Below are 19143 nucleotides of genomic sequence, written 5' to 3'. Positions count from 1 at the left end.
GTCCCCTGGAAAGCCCTATGGAATCACCACGCTGGCGGCGTAGGTCACGGTATCTTTGTAGGTTCCGGCGCTGCCGGTGCCGGCGGGGCTGTCCACCTTCAGGGTCAGGCGGGTCTGGGCAGCGTCGGGCTGGTAGTTGGTCTTGTCAAAGAGGATGGCCTCGCCGCCCCAGGCCACTGGGGTACTCCCGTCGGCCTTTAAAACCGTATAGGGAATGTACGCGCCGTCGGCGCGCTTGAGGCTGAAGCCTGCCGCGCCGCTGGGCTGGTCGTCCTTTATCGTCACGCGCACCTTATAATCCTGGGCCATGGCGTCTTGGTCGACGTCCTTCAGGTAGAGGCTGCCGCCATTCACATTCTCCTGCCAGGAGGCCCCATTTTTCATGTACTGCTCGCCGAACTCAACCGATTTGGGAATGACAAGGGTGTACTGCGTGAGGGTCTTGAAGGAGGCTGTCACCTCGGTCTGCGGCGTCGGCGTCGGGTCCGCGGCCAGAACGGGACGGGCTGCAAATAAGATGGCCAGAATCAGACCCAAAGCAGCGGCTTGCTTTTTTACTGTTTTCATTGTTATCTCTCCTTTAGGACGTATTTTTTATCTTTCTGCCTTTTCTATCAATCGCTTATTGAACCACGAGCGTTGTCTCGACCGAGGCGCCGTTCATGGGGGTTTTGTCCTCCAGGCTCTGGGTCGTGTAGGTGATAACAGCGGCGTAGGCCCCGGGCGCCGGGGTTTTGCTGAGTCGTGGACGCTCAACGCCAAAGCCGGGCTCGATGTCCGGAGATTTATAGACGCTCTCGCCCGTATCCTTGAGGATGAGCTCGATCTGGAAGGTGCAGGGGTTGCCCTCTGGATTCTGGAACAGCACCTGCAGCTCGCCGGTAGTGCTGTCCGCCTCCAGGCTGGCATAGCCGGGAATCTGGATGCCGTCCGGGGCTGTCTCCCCTGCGGGCGTGGGGGTGAGCTTCACAATGCCCTGATCGGCCCCGGACGTCGGCGGGCTGGTCAGATACCAGACAATCACCCCGATGGCTGCTAACAGCAGCAGGGCCAGTGTAATGATCACCGTGTTTTTTATTTTTGAGCTTTCCATGATGCTTCTCCTTGTTGTTTTATTTAATTTGTCCGTCCTGCTCTGCTTCCTGGGCGATCCACACATTGTAGATCATGGCGCCGCGGTAGCTGCCGGCCACCGCGTCCGCGAAGGCGTGGGGCGCGAAGGTGACGCCCACGGGCGTGGGGTTCTCCAGCGCCAGGGGCGCTTCACTCTGCTTTGCGCCGCCCACCGCGCCGATGAAAGGGCCGGCCTCGACGGTGTTGCCGGCCTTCACGGCGCTGTCCAGCTGAATGCGCTGCGGCAGGCCCAGCCGCACCTGGCGGCCCGGCAGCAGGTGCGCCTCGGTCAGGCCCACATTTCCCACAGCGTAGTCCCGGCCGCCGACGCCGGGCGCGATGGTGATATCGCCGGGGATGAGCACCACATAGCCCTCGTCGAGGGTTATATCGATGGGCACCTGCCCCTCGGCCTCCAGGGTGGAGGAGTCTGGCCGGATCTCCTGGCCGGCGGCCGGGGCTGGCGCGGCTGCGAGGAGCAGGCCCAGGACCAGCGTCAGGACGATAAGTTTCTGTTTCATGATTTTTCTCCTCCGCGCTTTGTTTGTCTCTCCCCTGTTTTTTCAGGGCGCAGGGCCGCGGCGGTTAAGGCTGCGGCAAGCGCTGCCGCGCCAGCCAGAAGAAAGCCGTACTGGACGCTCTGGCCGCCTCCGGTGGGCGGGTTGGGCACGGGCGCTTTTATTTTATCGGCGTCGATGAGCTCCTGGCTCACCTCAACGGTCAGGTCGCTGCCGTAGGTCTGGCTGCTCTCGGCGTAAACCGGTGCGCCAAGGGCCAGGAGCAGGACGAGCAGGATAAGAACTTTTTTCATTGGGATACCTCCACGACTTCAAATATCAGGCTCAGGTCGCCGGCCCCGCCCGGGCTCGCATACGTGCCGGCCCGCAGGCCTCTGGCGGCGGGATCAAAGCTGGCGAACAGGCCGCAGCGGTCACCCTGGGCCAGCAGGGCGCTGTTGATTTTGTTTCCATCTTTACTGACGCCTTGCCTCAGGCCGGCAGTGTACCGCATTCGGCCCGCACCGGGATCGGACGGATCGGCGTACAGGTAATACGCCTGGCTCGGAACGCTCACCTGCAGGGCCTTGCCCTCGGGTAGGGACACCTGGGCGGCACAGACCTCGCCAAGAGCGTACTCGGCGCTGCCGTCATAGCGCAGGCTGGCCTTATCCGGCACCACCACCACATAATCCAGCGGGGGCAGAAGGGTGATGGACACCGGGGTGTCGCCGCCCGCATCCTGGGCTGCATAGGCGCCCGGAATGGCGGCCATGAGCAGCAAGGCTGCCGCGGCCGCGGACAATAGCTTTTTAAATTTCATAACGCCACTCCTTTTCTGGTACCCAGAGGCCCTGCCAAATGATTGACTTTTCCATGATACTTCTCCTTCGTAAAATAAAAAACAGAAAACCCGCCATGAGCTCTCTGTTTTTCGGGGCCGCTTACCCCTACCCATATTATACAATCATTTAACCTTCAAAAGTGCAAAGGTTACCAATTTGTAACCTTCGCGCCGCTTTATTCGTCTTTTTGGAACCGGTAGCCTGTGCCGCGTCCTGAGGTGATGGTGTAGCCGCTGCCCCTCAGCTTGCCGCGCAGGCGGGATATGGCTGTCTTGACCGCGCCGGCGCTTCCGGCAGCGGGCAGCTTCCACACAGCCTCATACAGCTCGCCGGCTGGAACGCTCTGGCCCCCGCTGCGGATCAGAAACAGCAGCGTGGCGAACTCCCGGGGCTGGAGCAGCATGTCCTCCCCAAAGAGAAAGCCCCGCTGGGCCACGGTATCCAGCACCAGCGGCCCCCGCACCACCTCAGACGGCGGGTGCACCGGCTCCCGCTTTAACAGCAGCGCCGCGATACGGGCCAGCAGCTCATCGATGCGGTAGGGCTTGGTCATGTAATCGTCGGCTCCGCCAGTCAGCCCCCGCACCATATCGTCGTAGTCCCGGCAGCTGGTGAGCATGAGCACCGGAACCGGAGCGGTCTGCCGCAGCTCAGGCACAAAATCCAGGCCGTTGCCGTCAGGCAGTCGGATGTCCAAAACCGCCACGTCCACCCTGGGCTTTCTGGCCAGCAGCTGCCGGACAGCGGCCAGGCTGCGGGCGGTGAGCACGCTGTAGCCCCTGCGCTCCAAAACAGACTGGTTGAGGGCCAGCACATGCGCGTTGTCCTCGACCAGGAGCACGGTGGGTTGTTGTTTGTCTGTCATTTTATCCCTCCTCTTTGATAACCGGCACGGTAAAGCGCACGGTGGTTCCCTTGCCCGGCGCGCTCTCAATGCTGATTCCGCCGCCGTGGGCCTCTACGATCTGGGCAGCGATGAACAGGCCCAGGCCATGGCTGTCCGGCGCGCTGTCGCTCGTGTAGCGCCTGAAAAGCCCGGGCAGCCGCTCAGGCGCGATGCCCTCGCCGGTATCGGCCACAGCCACCTCAACCATATTGCCCATATCCCGGGCCGACAGGGTGATCTGCCCGTCCTGGGTGTGCTTTGCCGCGTTGGAGAGCAGGTTCAGCACCACCTGCAGCAGCCGCTCCCGGTCGCCGTCCACAGGCGGCAGCGGCTTTGGTACCTGAAACGACAGGGTGTTGCGGCCGTCGTCCAGCACGGGGAAATGGACCTCGGCGGCGTTCCCCAGCACCCCGGCCATATCCACAGCGGACCGGCTCAGGCTGAAGCTGCCGTTTTCCAGGGCCGCGGCGTCTAACATTTGACGCACCAGCCGCTCCATGCGTCCGGCCTCGCTGTCCACCCGGCGCATGTTATCCCGCACAGCGGTGCGGTCAACCGCAGGATCGTCCATCATCTCACCGGTCAGCTGGGCAAAGCCGGATACCACGGTCACAGGCACCTGGAGCTCGTGGGAGAGGTCGTGCAGAAAGGCTTCCTTCATGGCGGCCACCTCGCGCTCACGGGCGAGCTCAGCCTCTTTGCGGGCCTGCTCCCGCACATGCCCCAGACAGATTACCAGTATGGCGCAGGTCACAATGCTGCTGATGCCAAGCAGGGTGCGGATAACCACATAGCTCACGCTCTCGGCGTCCAGCATGCCCGGCGTGGCCACAGAGATAAGCATACAGGACAGCAGCGGCGGCGCCCAGATGATGTTCCACACGCGGGTATTGTCCACGTCCATCACAGGCTCCAGCACCCGGTGGAAAAAGTAGAAGATGAAAGGATAGGTGATGAGGTCAAAGAGAAGCGTTGCGAGAATCATGACCGGATAGCCGCCGCCGGTGCGCACCATGGCAAACTGGGCGATGCCGATGCCCACTGCCATAAAGGTATAACAGATCAGGTAGACAAAGAAATGCCTGACAAAGCGGTCCCGGATAAAAAAACAGGAGGATGTGAAAAAAATGACAAAGGTAATGCTGCGGTAAAGGCCGACGGACCGCCCGGCCGTGTAGCCAAAAATCAAAAGCCCGGCCACCACGCCGGCCCAGACCGCCACCACAAAGAGCCCCACCACCCATGCGGGCACGCGCAGCCTGTTGCGAAAGGGATAGTACCGCAGAAAGAGCGGCCCCAAAAAAGTCAGAAAACTGGCGAGTAATTCCATCCACATAGCCGCTCTCCTTTCCCTCTCTCCGTGATTTGGTATAAACTTATTATAAGTGTTTTCATCACTTATTTCAAGTAGCGGCGTTTAGCGATTGGCACCTGAACTTTCCATCTTCAACGAAACAGTTCTCTCAACCTCCCGGGTGAGGTCGGCCACATACAGGGCCTGCTGCTTTTTCAGGTAAGCGCCCACAAAGGGCTTCATGAAAAACTTTTTGGAGGTGACCTCCTCGGTAAGCGATATTGCCAAACGTATTGCACGGTGCCGCGATCTGGTGTCCAGAAATGGCGGCACAGCGCCTGAAAAGCTCAAGGTCCTGTACCAGGCCTACCGCAGCCTCCAGACCTCAACTGACTTCGACCGCTACCTGCATCTGCCTCAAAATGCCTGTATCCATCAGAAATCTCTATCTGGCCTCTCGCCCATTGTGGCGGAGATCATCGACCAGAGCGTGTTGGAGGGAAGCTTTACCTGCCCCTGGCCCCAGGAAACCGGTGAGATTATTCTGTCCGTATTCTGTTTTCTGCTCGGCCCCGGTATTTTTGACTGGACACCCGAGCAGCTTGATCACAGGCTCCGGGCCACAGCGTCCCTGATTGAGGCAGGCCTCGGCGCCGAGCCGGGCAGCCTGGACTTTTTCTATACCCCATCCTGAAAATAGCGCACAGCGTTTTATTGTCTGTGCGCTGTTTTCTTTTTGTCAAATATTGCGGTTTGGCAAGAAAATCGCAAGGTTTTAACCATAGGATTTTATATCCGCTGTGCGTATACTGTTAGAGTGCTTACGGGCACAGCTTAAGAAATTAACGGAAGGAGATGAAACACCGTGGATAGTTGCAGTAACAGCGGACCCGACAAAACGATCAGAAAAGCAGGCCTGCGGGCAGGCGGCGTTCCCGCCGTATCCCCAGGCGGCAGACTGCCCTCCGGGTGTTGATACCTCTGCCTTTTTTCCATAATCTGTTTTCCATCGTTTATGTTTTCCACTTACTGTTGCATACCCAAACCCCAGGAAGCTTTCGGAACTGAAGGGATATGCGCTGAAGCGGCATAAGGCGGTGGTTTTTTTATGCCCTTTTTCAGCCTTTCCCAGAAACACAGAAGGAGTGTGGCACCAATGAACCTATACTGCATTATTTTCGGGCTGATCTTTCTGGCGGCCGGAGCCGCCTTTTTCGCCGGGCTGACCCCTGGCTGGCTCAACGTCTGGCAGAGAATGTCCGAACGTGAAAAAAGCAAAATACGCATTGACCGGCTCAGCCGGAACATCGGATGTGTGGTGGGCGCTGCCAGCGCTGTATTTCTGGCCGCTGGCTTTAACCCGGCGTTCCACCACACTGCGTTCATGTGGTGCATGATTGCCTGGTTTATCCTGACCAGCCTTGATATTGCTTTTATCAACCACTCAGGCTGGTACAAATCGGAGTAAGCAAGCCCTGCATTCACGCACCGCACCATTATTATCAGGAGGTATGGACCCATGAACAGGATTCAAAAAAACAACGGAGCTGTAAAAAAGAGAATTGACAGCGCTGCCCGCAGAGAACAGGCCAGCGCAGTCATCCATTTTGCGGCTGCCAGCAAAATCCCTGCGGTTTTAAAAAAATTCAATACCACGCTGGGGGGCCTGACGGAAAAGGATGTGACCGCCAGCCGCAGCGCCTATGGTAACAACAAGGTCACCCATGAAAAGAAGAAAACACTGCCGAGAAGGCTGGCGGAAGCCTTCATTAATCCCTTTACTGCCATTTTATTCTGCCTTGCCTTTGTGTCTGCGATCACCGACATTATTCTGCCGCTTATTCAGAATTCACCGGATGACTTCAGCTTAAAGACTGTCGTCATTATTCTGACCATGGTTCTGATCTCAGGAACCCTGCGCTTTTTTCAGGAATCCCGCTCCGGCAGCGCGACCGAAAAGCTGCTGGGCATGATCACAACCACCTGCACCGTTGACCGCGAGGGCGGCGCCACCCAGGAGATCCCTCTGGACGAGGCCGTCGTCGGGGACATCATCCACCTTTCCGCCGGCGACATGATCCCCGCTGACGCGCGGATTATCCACGCCAAGGATCTGTTCGTCAGCCAGGCGGCCCTGACCGGCGAAAGCGAACCCACCGAAAAAACCCCACTTGCCTGCGACGGCACAGCCGGCACCGTCACCGACTATACGAACATTGTCTTTATGGGCAGCAATGTCATCAGCGGCAGCGCCACCGCAGTCATCATCTCTGTGGGTGACGACACGCTCTTTGGCTCCATGGCTTCCTCTGTAGCGGGGGAAGCTGTGGAAACAAGCTTTACCAAGGGCGTCAACGCCATCTCCTGGGTGCTTATCCGCTTTATGTTTGTCATGGTACCCGTGGTCTTTGTCATCAACGGGCTGACCAAGGGCGACTGGCTGGAGGCTTTCCTCTTCGGCATTTCCATCGCTGTCGGGCTGACCCCGGAAATGCTGCCCATGATCGTCACCACCTGCCTGGCCAAGGGCGCTGTGTCCATGTCCAAGAAAAAAACCATTGTCAAAAACCTGAACGCCATCCAGAACTTCGGGGCCATGGATATTCTCTGCACCGACAAGACCGGCACCCTGACCCAGGAACGCGTGGTGCTGGAGTATTCTCTGGACGTGATGGGCAATAAGGACAACCGGGTGCTCCGCCACGCCTACCTCAACAGCTATTTCCAGACAGGGTATAAAAACCTGATGGACCACGCCATTATCCGCAAGACCGAGGAGGAGGAAGCCTCTGACCCAAGGCTGACGGACCTGTCCGAAACCTACACCAAGGTGGATGAAATCCCTTTTGATTTCGCCCGCCGCCGCCTTTCCACTGTGGTCAGCGACAAAAACGGCAAGACCCAGATGGTCACCAAGGGGGCGGTGGAGGAAATGCTCTCGATCTGCGCCTTCGCGGAGTACAAGGGCAGGGTCGAGCCGCTGACCGACGAAATCCGGGAAAATATCCTGAAGACCGTCGACGCCTACAACAACGACGGCATGCGGGTCATCGCTGTTGCCCAGAAGACAAACCCGTCGCCGGTGGGCACCTTTGGCGTGAAGGACGAGTGCGGCATGGTGCTCATGGGCTACCTTGCCTTTCTGGACCCGCCGAAAGAATCTGCCTTCGCGGCCATTAAGGCGCTGCGGGAATACGGTGTGACCACCAAGATTCTGACCGGGGACAACGAAAAGGTCACTCAGTTTATCTGCCGCCAGGTGGGCCTTAAGATCAACAACCTGCTCCTGGGCTCCGACATTGACAAAATGGATGATTTCACTCTGGCAAAGATGGCGGAGCGCACCGATGTGTTCGCCAAGCTCTCACCCGACCAGAAGGCCCGCATTGTCACAGTGCTGCGCGAAAAGGGCCATACGGTCGGCTTTATGGGTGACGGCATCAACGACGCGGCGGCCATGAAATCAGCCGACGTCGGTATCTCTGTGGACAGCGCGGTAGACATTGCCAAGGAATCCGCGGACATTATCCTCCTTGAAAAGGACCTGATGATCCTGGAGCAGGGCATCATCGAGGGGCGCAAAACCTACGCCAACATGAACAAGTACATCAAGATGACGGCCTCCTCAAACTTTGGAAATATGTTCTCGGTGCTGGCCGCCTCTGCCCTGCTGCCCTTTTTACCCATGCAGAGCGCGCAGCTGATCTTTTTAAACCTGATCTATGACCTGACCTGCACCGCCATCCCCTGGGACAACGTGGACGAGGACTTTCTGAAGCGGCCCCGCAACTGGGACGCCTCATCGGTGGGCAGCTTTATGCTCTGGCTCGGGCCCACAAGCTCCATCTTCGACTGGACCACCTATGCCGTCATGTACTTTGTGTTCTGCCCCATGTTCATATCCGGCGGCGTCCTGTACAATGACCTGGCATCCCACTTCTCCGGCGCCGAGCTGGCCCAGATGCAGATAAGCTATACGGCGCTGTTCCAGGCCGGCTGGTTTGTGGAATCCATGTGGAGCCAGACCATGGTCATCCATATGATCCGCACCGACAAGCTGCCCTTTATCCAGAGCCGGGCCTCCGCGGGCCTTACTTTGCTCACCTTTATCGGATGCGGGGTGGTTACAGCCCTGCCCTTTACCGCTTTTGGCGCGAGCCTGGGCTTCATGCCGCTGCCGTCCCTCTATTTTGCCTACCTGGCCCCATGCATTATCCTGTACATGTGCCTTGCCACCAGTGTGAAAAAAGCCTATGTACGGCATTTCGGGGACCTTCTCTAAAACGAAAGGAGTATGATGATGAACTTTAATATGCTTTGGTTAAGCCTTTTTAACACCACGGAGCTGCTGGGCGTCAACCTCGGCTTTTGGGCCGCCATGCTGGTCTGCCTGCTGGCTGTGGTTGTAATGAACGCAGTGCTCTGGGGCCTTAAGCCCCAAAAACAGGCAGTGCAGTCTGCCGCGCAGGCCCGCGCCCACAGCCGGCCGCGGTAAGCCTGCGACTTTCTGAAATAACAACCGAAGGGGGTGTCACGATGAACATCTATGATTTTGTATTCCGCCTTGGCGTCGCGCTGCTGCTCGGCTTTATCATTGGACTGGAGCGCCAGTTCACCGGGCACCCTGCCGGCATCCGGACCAATATTCTTATCTGCCTGGGAACCTGCCTGTTTTTACAGCTTCCCATGGTGATCGAGCTTTACTCCGACATCGGCCGTATCGAGAGCTACATTATCTCGGGGGTCGGTTTTTTATGCAGCGGCGTCATCTTCAAGGAGGGCGGAAACGTCAAGGGGCTCAACACTGCCGCCACACTCTGGTGCACTGCGGCGGTGGGCTGCTTCTCGGCAACCGGCAGGATCCTTTTCGCCCTGGTGGCAGCACTGATCCTCATAGCGGCCAATATCCTCTCCCGCCCGGTGGCCAGGCGGATCTACCCGCTGGTCAATTTCTCTGAGACGGACAACCGTTACACTGTATCCGTTGTGTGCGACGAGCGGTATGAGGGCCGCCTGCGCAGCTACCTCATCAACGCGGTGCGGAACCGGAAAATGTACCTGGTGAGCCTGGACGGCAACGACCTGCCCGGCGGCCGCATCGAGATCATCGCAGAATACACCTGCTTTTACCGGAACCCCATCCCTGTCATAGAGCAGATCACCACGAGCTGCCTGAAAAATGAGGACAAGGTTTCCGCCAAGTGGGAGCAGGTTCAGTAGCCGGGCTTATGTCCGGCTTTTTTAATCGCAAGAAATCGCAAGAATTTTTACATGTAAGGTGTGCTACAATAGGAACCAGCAAAATGAAATTTTCAGGAAGAAGGTGTTCCCTTGAAAAAAACATCGCCCTTAAATGAACGGATCAAAAAATACGCCCACTCCGATGCCGCCGCCCTGTACCGGGACCTGGGCACCACCAAAAACGGGCTGCGGCTAGACCAGATCGGCGCCATGAAGGAAAAATACGGAGCCAACACCGGGGTTGCCGGAAAGGCCGAGGCCATGAGCGCCCGACTCCGCCGGGCTTTTGTCAACCCCTTTACGGTGATCCTGTTTGTGCTGGGCCTGGTCGCTCTGGCCACTGACCTCTGGTACAGCGGCAGCTCCCCCAGAAACACCGGCACAGTGGTCATCATCGCTGTGATGATCCTCATCAGCGGCACCGTGCGCCTGACCCAGGAGCTGCGTTCAAAGCGCGCCTATGACCGGCTCGACCGGCTGGTGCACACCCATGTGGATGTAAAACGGGACGGTGTGCGCCTCGCCCTCCCCGCCGAGGAACTGGTGGTGGGCGACCATGTCTTCCTGGCTGCCGGCGACCGCGTCCCGGCGGATATACGCCTCACCCATACCCAGGACCTCTTTGTCTCCCAGTCGGCCGTCACCGGCGAGAGCGGCATCCTGGAAAAGGACAGCCGGGTTTACAGCTGTCAGGAGGAGATGGCCTTCTCCCAATATCAAAATCTTGTCTTTATGGGTACCACCGTCATCAGCGGAAAGGGCGAGGGTACAGTGCTGGCTGTGGGGCGGGAGACCCTGTACGGCAGCTTTAAAGGGCCGGACGCGCTGTCCCCGGTCAGCTTTGAAAAGGGCGCCGCCTCCATCGCCTGGGTATTGTTCCGGTTTATGGCTGTGCTGGTGCCTATTGTCTTTGTGGCCGCGGGCATCACCAAGGGCAGCTGGGTGGAGGCTTTTCTCTTCGCCCTCTCAGTGGCTGTGGGACTCACGCCGGAAATGCTGCCCATGGTCATCACCTCCTGCCTGGCAAAGGGCAGCGTCGCCATGTCTAAAAAGCAGACCATTATCCGGGACATCAACGCCATGCAGGGCTTTGGCAGCATGGATATCCTGTGTATGGACAAAACCGGCACCCTGACCAATGCGGGTATCCTCCTGGAATATTACATGGATATCCTGGGTAATGAGAGCGAGGAAGTGCTCCGCTTCGCCTACCTCAACAGCCTGTACCACTCCGGCGTCAGGAACCCCATCGACGCCGCGATTCTGGAATGCCGGACCATGCCGGGAAAGGAGGACGCCTGCGCAGCCCTAGCCAGGCAGTACCAAAAGGTGGATGAGATTCCCTTTGACTATAACCGGAAGTACGCCAGCATTCTCCTGGCCGGCAGCGGCGGGCATACCCTGGTCATGAAGGGGGATGTGGAGGCAGTCTTTTCCCGCTGTACCTTTGTGGAATACCAGGGCGCTGTCCGCCCCATTACCCGGGACGGCAGAGCCAGCCTGGACGCGGTGGTGGCCGAGATGCTGGAGGACGGCATGAAGGTGGTGGCTGTAGCCCGGAAGGCCCTGAACCGCCAGAGCCATGTCACCACAGACGACGAGCGGGACATGATCCTGATGGGCTATCTGGCGTTCTTTGACGCGCCCAAGCGCACCGCGGCCCAGTCCATTGCCGGGCTGAGAGCACTGCAGGTCCAGACCAAAATCCTGACCGGCGACCACCGGCAGATCGCCCGCTCGGTCTGCCAGCGGATCGGCGTCGACGCAGACAGCCTGCTCACCGGCACAGAGCTGGACGCCCTGTCCGACCTGGAGCTGCGCCGCGCCGCGGAAAAAACCGCTGTCTTTGCCGAGCTGAGCCCGAGCCAGAAGGTGCGGATCGTGGAGGCTCTGCAGGAAAACGGCCACACCGTGGGCTTTCTGGGCGACGGCATGAACGATATTCCGGCAATCTGCCAGGCCGATGTTGGCATCTCGGTGGATACCGCCGTGGACGCGGCAAAGGACATGGCGGACGTCATCCTGCTGCAAAAGGATCTGAACGTCCTGGAGGCCGGCATTCTGGAGGGACGAAAGACCTTTACCAACATGACCAAATACATCAAAATCACTGCCAGCTCAAACTTTGGCAACATACTCTCCATTGTCTTCGCCAGCGCCTTCCTGCCCTTTCTGCCGATGGCGGCCATCCAGCTCCTGCTGCTGAACCTGCTCTACGACACCCTGTGCATTGTGCTCCCCTGGGACCACGTGGACAGCGGGGCCTGTGCCTACCCCAGGGACTGGTCGGGAAAAACCCTGGGGCGGTTCATGGGTTTTTTCGGGCCCATCAGCTCACTGTTCGACGGGATCACCTTTCTGTTTCTGTACTTTGTGCTGTGCCCCTCCCTTACCGGCGGCCTGCTCTATACCCAGCTCACCGACCCGGCCCTGCAGCTCCAGTATATGGCGGTATTCCAGACCGGGTGGTTTTTAGAATCCATGTGGACTCAGGTGCTCATCCTGCATATGCTGCGCACCGAAAAAATTCCGTTTCTGCAGAGCCGGCCCTCGGCGCCGGTCATGCTCATCACCGTTGCCGGTATCCTGCTGTTCACCGGGCTTTCCTTTACCCCGCTGTTCAGCGTGCTGGGGCTGACCATACTCCCGCCGCGCTACTTTGGCTTTCTGCTGGCTGTCGTGGCGGCCTACATGCTGCTGACCACTGTGCTGAAACGGCTCTACACTGCGAAATACGGCGAACTGATCTAGAAAGGAGGAACCCAGATGAAAAAAAACGCAAGCTTTATCATGATGGATTCCGCCCTTGCCCAGTCTTTGTACCAGACCCTGGAGACCCTGCCGGTCCAGTCTGCCTACGCCGAGGAGCTGCGCCAGGGCCTGCGTGACCTCCTCGACGGTGATGCGGCGACCCTTGTACTGGGCCTGGCCGGCCACAGCGAGAGCCTGGCCGGCCTCATGGACGACGGCATCTACGCCGGCGCCCTTGAGATCCACCCCAAAAGCCGACGGGTGCTCTACGACGGAAAAGAGATTGGCCTGACCCCCAAGGAGTTTGATATCCTGCACTTTCTGGCTAAAAACAAAGGCGAGGTCTTTACCAAGGAACAGATCTACCAGGCGGTGTGGGCCGAGGACTACCTCATGGCCGACAGCAACATCATGGCTTTTATCCGCAAGCTCCGGAAAAAGATTGAGCCCAACCCCGACGCGCCAGAGTTTATCCTGACCATCTGGGGCATTGGCTATAAGTTTACAGACCCGCGCTCCTGAAAGCAGGACGCGCAAAAAAACAGCGCGCGGATAGTTTCTTCCACACGCTGTTTTTTGCGCTTATTTTTCTTTCATCATCTCTTTTTCCAGGTCGGCCACATACAGAGCCTGCTGTTTTTTCAGGTAAGCGCCCACAAAGGGCTTCATGAAAAACTTTTTGGGGGCGACCTCCTCGGTGAAGGTGAGGACCGCCTGGCCGTCTTCCTCACTGAACACACCTGTCCACCGCCCCTTCATGTTGGTGTTTTCCATCTCAAAGGCATAGCGCCTGCAGGGCTCGAGGGCAGTGATGGTAAAGGCTGTGGGGTAACCGCCCTTGGTGTACTCCACAAAACGCCGGCTGTCCAAAATTTCGATTCTGCTCAGGTCGCTGCGCCACGCGCTGTTCTCATTGTCCACCACTGCATTCCAGAGTGTATCGATGCCGCAGGAAAAGCGGACTTTTTTTGTTGCAACTGCCATTTTTTATCTCCCTTCTGTTCACCGCTGCCGGTTCAGCAGCTTTTTGAGCGCACCCTCGTTAAGGAGGTGCACGGTCTCAAACTGTCCCTTATAAAAGACCGCCCAGTTGTTAAAAATACCGGGCACAGCCTTGGCTTTCTCCAGAGAATCCACTGCCTCCAGCCTGAGGGGCACGCTGTTATCCGCACAGAAGGCCTTGATCTGCTCAAGGCAGTTTGGAATATAGGGGCACTGCATGCCGTAGTAAACGGTGAGCGCATCGCTGTCAGCGGCCTGACGCTGGGCGCTCTCCGAAAAGCAGGGCAGGGCGCCGTCAAAGGACAGGGCCAGCAGCTCGTACTCGCCGATGCTGTCTGCCACCTCAAAGCCCTGGTGCGCCAGGAACTTTTTATCGGACAGGAAGGGCTTTTTCTTTTTGGCGCTGATCACACACACGCCCGACCGGCCCTGGTCTCTGGCGTCCTGAACGCAGTAGTCCAGAAGCGCTTTGCCGTGGCCCTTCCCCTTAAAGGAGCCCGACACCCAGAGGCAGTAGATGTAGAGATAGTTCTCCCCCTGCACCGGCGCCCAGGCGGTTTCCAGCGGCGCGTACTCGATAAAAACCTTTCCCTTGGCGTCAAGCTTCCTGAAAACATGGCCCTCGGCCAGCCGGTCCCGCAGCCACTGCTTTTTCACCCCCACACCGCACTGGTGCTTCTTGTCGGATATGGCGCAGCACAAATGCTCGCTGTCCAGATTCCCGGCCGTCAGATTAATATACGCTTCACTCATTGCTTTCCTCCCTCTGCCGCCTTTTGGCTCTTTGTACCATTATACCAAAAAAACCTGACAATGTCTGTCAGGTTTGAGCGTGTCAGAAAATTTTATCATGAGAAGTTAAAGCGTTAAAAAGAGGGTTTTTTAAGTGGAAAGTTGAAAGTGGATAGTGGAAAGTTCAGGTGCAAATTCGCTTTGGCGTCAGCCAAAGGGGTCATGAACCTTCCACCTTCCACCTGAAATTGCCTTTCGCTTTAACTTTGCTGGAGACTTTCAACTTTGTCTACAGTCCGTCCGCCTCGCCGATAAAGATCCGCAGGGCGTTAAGCACCTCGAACTCGCGCTCGCCAAAGCCATAGCCCACCTTATCCACGCGCATGGCGGGAAAACCGCCTGCGGGGCTGGCCAGCTCTGCCAGAATGGCGGCGCCAGTCGGTGTTACAGCCTCGCCCTCAGCGCAGCGGGCGTAGAGCTCAAAGCCTGTGCCGGCCAAAATCTCGGCTGTTGCCGGCGCCGGAACTGGCAGCACGCCGTGGGCGCATTCCACAATGCCCTGCCCTGTATTGACCGCGGAGGCCAGAAATTTATCGGCTGCCACGGCATGGGCGCAGATGGCCGCGCCCACAATATCCACGATGGAGTCCACTGCCCCCACCTCATGAAAGTGAACCTTTTCGGGCGGCAGGCCATGCACCTTTCCCTCGGCCTGTGCCACCCGTCCAAAGATGGCCAGGGCCGTTTCCTTGACCAGCGCGTCCAGGCCGCTGTTCCCAATCATCTCACGGATCTCAGCGAAATGGCGGTGGCTGTGCTCCTCCCGGTCAGCGGCCACCCGGCAGCTGGTGCCCGTGATGCCCCGCTTTTTCGTCTTTTCAATCTCAAGGTGAAAGCCGGGCAGGCCCAGCTTTTCAAGCTCCTGCCGCAGAGTCTCAGCACTCACGCCGCAGTCCAGAAAGGCCCCCAGTGTCATGTCGCCGCTGATGCCCGCAAAGCAGTCAAAATACACGATTTTCATCCGTTCCTCCTAAAGCTGGTTGATTTTCGAGGCCATGCAGGCCGCCCCAAAGCCGTTGTCAATGTTGACCACGCCAATGCCGCTGGCGCAGGAGGTCAGCATGCCCAAAAGGGCCGAAATGCCGCCAAAGTTGGCCCCATAGCCGATGCTGGTGGGCACGGCGATCACCGGCTTGTCCGTGAGGCCGCCCACCACTGAGGCCAGCGCGCCCTCCATGCCGGCCACCACAATGATGACCCGGGCCCTGTTGATGACCTCCACATTGTCGAGCAGCCTGTGGATACCCGCCACGCCCACATCGTACAAGCGGCGCACGGCGTTACCCATGACCATGGCGGTCACAGCCGCCTCCTCGGCCACCGGGATGTCCGAGGTGCCTGCTGTCACGACCGCGATATAATCCTCTGACACCGGGTATTCCTGCCGCTTGACCACCACCGACCGGGCGTCTTTATAGTAAACCGCGTCCCCGGTCAGCTCCCGGATGGCCGCGTAGACCTGCTCGTCGGCCCGGGAGGCCAGGATATTGCCCTTTGTGCGCTTCAGCATATCGGCCACAATGCCCTGAATCTGCTCCAGGCTTTTTCCCGGGCTATAGATCACCTCGGGAAAGCCGTTTCTCAGCTCCCGGTGATAGTCCACCTTGGCGTACTCCAGATCCTTATAGGGCATTTCCTGGATCTGCTCCAGGGCGTCGCCCACCTCCAGAGCGCCGGAGCGCACCGCGGTTAACAATTGTTCTATTTCTTTTTTTGTCATCTTCCTGCTCCCCTTTTCTTAATCCGGCAGACAGCAACGCCCGCGGATCCAGGTAACTCTGGACCCGCGGGCGCGCACTGTTCTGCCTTGGCTGCTGCTTCGGCCTGCTATGCCTGGTATTCCACAATACTGAGGGCCAGCGCCGCAACCTTCTGGGCTGCAAACTTTCCGCCCGGGATGGCGCGGGTCAGGTGCGCGGCCTTTTCCACGATGTCGCCGGCTTCGTCCGGCGCGCATTTCTTCATGGCCGCCGCCACCGCCGCGGGCACTGTCACGTTCAAGATACTGCAGGCGCACAGGGCCAGCTCATCCATCACGGCCGCGCCCAGAGGCACTGCCCAGGCCACGTCGTCCCGTTCGCCACGTACCACCTTGGGGATAATGTCATGGACAAAGCCGTCCATCTCGGCCACATTTTCGCCCACGGTCACGGTAATGTCCACAGCCGGGTCGAAGGACCAGTATTTCTGAGCCAGCTTGGAGGTTCTGCGGGCAGCGGGCTCGATCCGGCGCACTTTGATGGTTACCGGCTCGCCCACCATGCCGGAGAGCAGAACGCCAGCGTTCTTTTCGACCTCGGCGATGCGGTCATCGTCAAATTTGGACACGACGGCCTCCAGACTTGTGCCGGCTTCAAGCTGATCATAGGCGTACTCTGCCCGGCGGTGAATCGCCCAGGCGCGGGCAGGCTCGGTGGCGTCGATGAGCATATCGGTCACTGGGCCGCGCCACAGCTCGTTTGCCTTGCGGCAGATGGTGTTAATGCTGAGCTGTGCCACTTCCGGATCAAAGGAGCAGGCGCTGCGTTCAGCCACGATTTCCCGGCCGGTTTTGGCCGCGTCGCCCTCATTCTTGATCAGGGCCTTCATACCGATAACCGCGTAAGCGCCCACATGGCCCAGCGGCGCGTTGACCGGGCCGCCGGAGAAGCCCGCAATGCCTTCCTGGAAGCAGGAGAAGATTTCATCAAAGGCCATCATGCCAATGACCGACGGCGCGCCGATATCTTTGAGAATCAGGCCCACGTCGCCCACCAGCTTGGCTGTGTCCACTGCCTCGCCGGTAACCTTGAAGTGTACTTCCTCCGGCAGTCCTGCGGTGGCCACTGCGGATTTACCCACCAGATAGGCCGAGCTGGTGCGTCCGTAGACGCCCTCGCCCTCAGGCACCTCGGCGTCGGGATGGATAATCTCCAAAATGGCGGCAGCGCCCAGCACCGCGGCGGTAAAGGGATGGGGAACCATCACCGCGCCTGCCATGGCGTCCAGCATAGCCTGCGTGCCGATGCGCGCGCCATTGACGGCCAGCTCAGGCCAGACATAGTCCTCGCCCAGAGCGCTGTGGCCGTAAAGCGGGCCGCCACCCACGTTCATGGGCACGTTGCGCCCGTCAAGGGACGAGAGGGTGCCCTCCATCATGGCCTTGTTGATGGCCAGCACTGCCGGGAAATCCGAGATCTTATTGTTCATCTTGGCTGTAGGAATAGCGGCCACGCCGCTGCGGTCCACGCCGGCCATCATGCGGGCTGTGGCCCCCAGCTTCCGGTTACCCGCCGGAATGCCCACCTGGGCGGCGGAGCCAGCCAGGTACATGATACAGGCGGTGATCAGGGCCGCGTTAGCCCCGTCGGCGCCGGATTTCTTGGCCACATTGATGGCCTTTTCCATAATATCGTCCACCGGCAGCCGTCTGGCGTCCGCGAACTCAATGGAGAGACGTTCTCCCTTTAAAAGCTCTTTGGTAATCACGTTGGCCACGGTGTGGATCGCCATGTTGACCATGCCGTGCCCGCCAGCCAGCGCCTCGATCCGGTCGTTGGTCAGATTCGAAATATTGGATACCGAAGCCATTTCCACTGCAGAGATCACTCTGCTCTTAACATCATTCATGATATTCCCTCCTGAAAATCTTAAAATTAAATTTGATAAACACTGTTTTCTTCGTCCCTCAGGACTGAAAAGGCAATATGGTAGGCCGCGTCATAGGCGACGGACCGCCCCCACTTTTCATAGACCGCCGCCCGCATGGCCATCACGCTGTCGTGCTCAGGCCGTAGGCTGCCGCTCTCGAACCGCTTGCCCTCAACGGTAAGGCTGAGGCTTTCTCCCTGGTACTGCAGTTCCACCGGCCGCTTCAGCTTATCATTATACTGGTAGCGGTGCTCGGTGCTGATCCGGTGCCAGCCGCCGCTGGTCAGCTCGCTGGCAATGGCCGCCTCCACCGCATCTCCGGAAGCGGGACAGCAGTCAATAAAAAACATGTAAGACGGCCTGTTTTTCTTGGTGATGGCAGACACCACCTGGACATTCGCGGCCCCTGCGCCATAAAGGTGGTCGATGGCCTGGCCTACACACTCGCCTGTCAAGTGGTCAACCTGAACCATAAAGACAAGGCCGTTTTTGGAATGAATCTCCATCATTCTTCCCTCCCCCGATGTAATTGATTTCTTAACTTTATTTTATCACCATTTTTTCCCAAAACAAGTTGTTTACAAATTTATGAGTCACTCATAAATTAATGAGTAATGGGAAAACCGCAAAATTTTTTACCCAAAACCGAAAAGTGTGTTAAAATTAAATAAAACAAGCGATAGGAGGAACCTATGAAATACCAGCACAAACTCGAAAAAGAAAGAATGTGCCCCATTGAGCACGGCCTCGAGGCCTTTGGCGGCAAATGGAAGGCCCGTATCATCTGCGTGCTGTCCCTGTCTTCCGCCATGCGTTACAAGGAGCTCAAGAAAGAGCTGAGTAACATCACCGACACGGTTCTGGCCTCCATGCTAAAGGATTTGATCGCCGACAACCTGATTATCCGGACCCAGTATAACGAGATTCCCCCAAGGGTCGAGTATTCCCTGACCGATAAGGGGCGGTCTGTCCTGCCCATCCTCCAGAATATCTGCGCCTGGGCCAAGGCCAACACCACCCGGGATCTCGAGGCGGAGCTGCCCTCCTGCAAGAGCTGCAGCCAGCTTCCCTGAGGTTTTTATTCGAAAGTGC

21 protein-coding genes are annotated in these 19143 nt (G+C 58.3%); 8 read left to right on the top strand and 13 right to left on the bottom strand.

The window, feature by feature from the left end:
- Positions 1–15: 15 nt before the first annotated feature.
- The 7 genes from CPZ25_RS00705 to CPZ25_RS00675 are packed head-to-tail and all read right to left on the bottom strand — an operon-like array spanning position 16 to position 4677.
- Positions 16–567: a hypothetical protein gene (locus CPZ25_RS00705; protein ID WP_096919354.1), complete on the bottom strand. Its 552-nt coding sequence runs from the start codon at positions 565–567 to the stop codon at positions 16–18.
- A 55-nt stretch (positions 568–622) separates the two neighbouring features.
- The gene (locus tag CPZ25_RS00700) at positions 623–1093 is read right to left on the bottom strand and encodes a hypothetical protein (RefSeq protein ID WP_058695087.1); all 471 of its coding nucleotides are present in this window, start codon (positions 1091–1093) and stop codon (positions 623–625) included.
- 19 nt (positions 1094–1112) lie between these two features.
- The gene (locus CPZ25_RS00695; protein WP_096919353.1) at positions 1113–1634 is read right to left on the bottom strand and encodes a hypothetical protein; all 522 of its coding nucleotides are present in this window, start codon (positions 1632–1634) and stop codon (positions 1113–1115) included.
- The gene (locus tag CPZ25_RS00690; RefSeq protein ID WP_074616201.1) at positions 1631–1924 is read right to left on the bottom strand and encodes a hypothetical protein; all 294 of its coding nucleotides are present in this window, start codon (positions 1922–1924) and stop codon (positions 1631–1633) included. Before CPZ25_RS00690 ends, CPZ25_RS00695 begins: the two co-directional genes overlap by 4 nt.
- A complete protein-coding gene (locus tag CPZ25_RS00685; protein ID WP_138721000.1) occupies positions 1921–2577 on the bottom strand; it encodes a hypothetical protein in 657 nt (218 codons plus the stop codon). Before CPZ25_RS00685 ends, CPZ25_RS00690 begins: the two co-directional genes overlap by 4 nt.
- A 53-nt stretch (positions 2578–2630) precedes the next feature.
- Positions 2631–3320 (bottom strand): response regulator transcription factor, encoded by a 690-nt coding sequence (locus tag CPZ25_RS00680; RefSeq protein ID WP_096919351.1) that lies wholly within the window; start codon positions 3318–3320, stop codon positions 2631–2633.
- A gap of 1 nt (position 3321) precedes the next feature.
- Positions 3322–4677: a sensor histidine kinase gene (locus CPZ25_RS00675; protein ID WP_096919350.1), complete on the bottom strand. Its 1356-nt coding sequence runs from the start codon at positions 4675–4677 to the stop codon at positions 3322–3324.
- A gap of 199 nt (positions 4678–4876) precedes the next feature.
- Between CPZ25_RS00675 and CPZ25_RS00670 the strand changes: the two genes are divergently transcribed.
- The 7 genes from CPZ25_RS00670 (at position 4877) to CPZ25_RS00640 (ending at position 13149) form a co-directional block, all read left to right on the top strand.
- A complete protein-coding gene (locus CPZ25_RS00670; protein ID WP_207670838.1) occupies positions 4877–5329 on the top strand; it encodes a hypothetical protein in 453 nt (150 codons plus the stop codon).
- Between the two features lie 462 nt (positions 5330–5791).
- Complete coding sequence (locus CPZ25_RS00665) at positions 5792–6103, top strand: DUF3784 domain-containing protein (protein WP_058695093.1); 312 nt, start codon at positions 5792–5794, stop codon at positions 6101–6103.
- Positions 6104–6154: 51 nt separating this feature from the next.
- Positions 6155–8917 (top strand): magnesium-translocating P-type ATPase, encoded by a 2763-nt coding sequence (gene mgtA, locus CPZ25_RS00660; protein WP_096919348.1) that lies wholly within the window; start codon positions 6155–6157, stop codon positions 8915–8917.
- 18 nt (positions 8918–8935) lie between these two features.
- Positions 8936–9130: a conjugal transfer protein gene (locus CPZ25_RS00655; RefSeq protein ID WP_013379772.1), complete on the top strand. Its 195-nt coding sequence runs from the start codon at positions 8936–8938 to the stop codon at positions 9128–9130.
- Between the two features lie 41 nt (positions 9131–9171).
- Positions 9172–9855, top strand: coding sequence for an MgtC/SapB family protein (locus tag CPZ25_RS00650; protein ID WP_096919347.1), 684 nt, complete (start codon positions 9172–9174; stop codon positions 9853–9855).
- Positions 9856–9966: 111 nt separating this feature from the next.
- On the top strand, positions 9967–12627 hold the full coding sequence (gene mgtA, locus CPZ25_RS00645) for a magnesium-translocating P-type ATPase (RefSeq protein ID WP_096919346.1): 2661 nt from the start codon (positions 9967–9969) through the stop codon (positions 12625–12627).
- A gap of 15 nt (positions 12628–12642) precedes the next feature.
- Positions 12643–13149 (top strand): winged helix-turn-helix domain-containing protein, encoded by a 507-nt coding sequence (locus CPZ25_RS00640; RefSeq protein ID WP_058695097.1) that lies wholly within the window; start codon positions 12643–12645, stop codon positions 13147–13149.
- A 60-nt stretch (positions 13150–13209) separates the two neighbouring features.
- Here the strand turns inward: CPZ25_RS00640 and CPZ25_RS00635 are convergent, their stop codons facing one another.
- The 6 genes from CPZ25_RS00635 to larC2 all read right to left on the bottom strand — a co-directional run bounded on the left by CPZ25_RS00635 (position 13210) and on the right by larC2 (position 18560).
- Positions 13210–13611, bottom strand: a complete 402-nt coding sequence (locus tag CPZ25_RS00635; RefSeq protein WP_096919345.1) for an SRPBCC family protein — start codon at positions 13609–13611, stop codon at positions 13210–13212.
- A gap of 18 nt (positions 13612–13629) precedes the next feature.
- Positions 13630–14382 (bottom strand): GNAT family N-acetyltransferase, encoded by a 753-nt coding sequence (locus CPZ25_RS00630; protein WP_096919344.1) that lies wholly within the window; start codon positions 14380–14382, stop codon positions 13630–13632.
- A gap of 268 nt (positions 14383–14650) precedes the next feature.
- Positions 14651–15382, bottom strand: coding sequence for a nickel pincer cofactor biosynthesis protein LarC (larC, locus tag CPZ25_RS00625; protein ID WP_074616211.1), 732 nt, complete (start codon positions 15380–15382; stop codon positions 14651–14653).
- Positions 15383–15391: 9 nt separating this feature from the next.
- A complete protein-coding gene (gene larB, locus CPZ25_RS00620; RefSeq protein ID WP_074616212.1) occupies positions 15392–16141 on the bottom strand; it encodes a nickel pincer cofactor biosynthesis protein LarB in 750 nt (249 codons plus the stop codon).
- 107 nt (positions 16142–16248) lie between these two features.
- Entirely contained in the window at positions 16249–18030 is a 1782-nt protein-coding gene (locus CPZ25_RS00615) for a hypothetical protein (protein ID WP_096919343.1), read from the bottom strand.
- A 26-nt stretch (positions 18031–18056) separates the two neighbouring features.
- Positions 18057–18560: a nickel pincer cofactor biosynthesis protein LarC2 gene (gene larC2 / locus CPZ25_RS00610; RefSeq protein WP_096919342.1), complete on the bottom strand. Its 504-nt coding sequence runs from the start codon at positions 18558–18560 to the stop codon at positions 18057–18059.
- 183 nt (positions 18561–18743) lie between these two features.
- Here larC2 and CPZ25_RS00605 point away from each other — a divergent pair, with 183 nt between their 5' ends.
- Positions 18744–19124: a winged helix-turn-helix transcriptional regulator gene (locus CPZ25_RS00605; RefSeq protein WP_058695104.1), complete on the top strand. Its 381-nt coding sequence runs from the start codon at positions 18744–18746 to the stop codon at positions 19122–19124.
- Positions 19125–19143 lie beyond the last annotated feature (19 nt).

The organism is Eubacterium maltosivorans, from assembly GCF_002441855.2.
Classification (GTDB): Bacteria; Bacillota; Clostridia; order Eubacteriales; family Eubacteriaceae; genus Eubacterium; species Eubacterium maltosivorans.
This window is presented reverse-complemented; position numbering and strand designations above follow the sequence as displayed.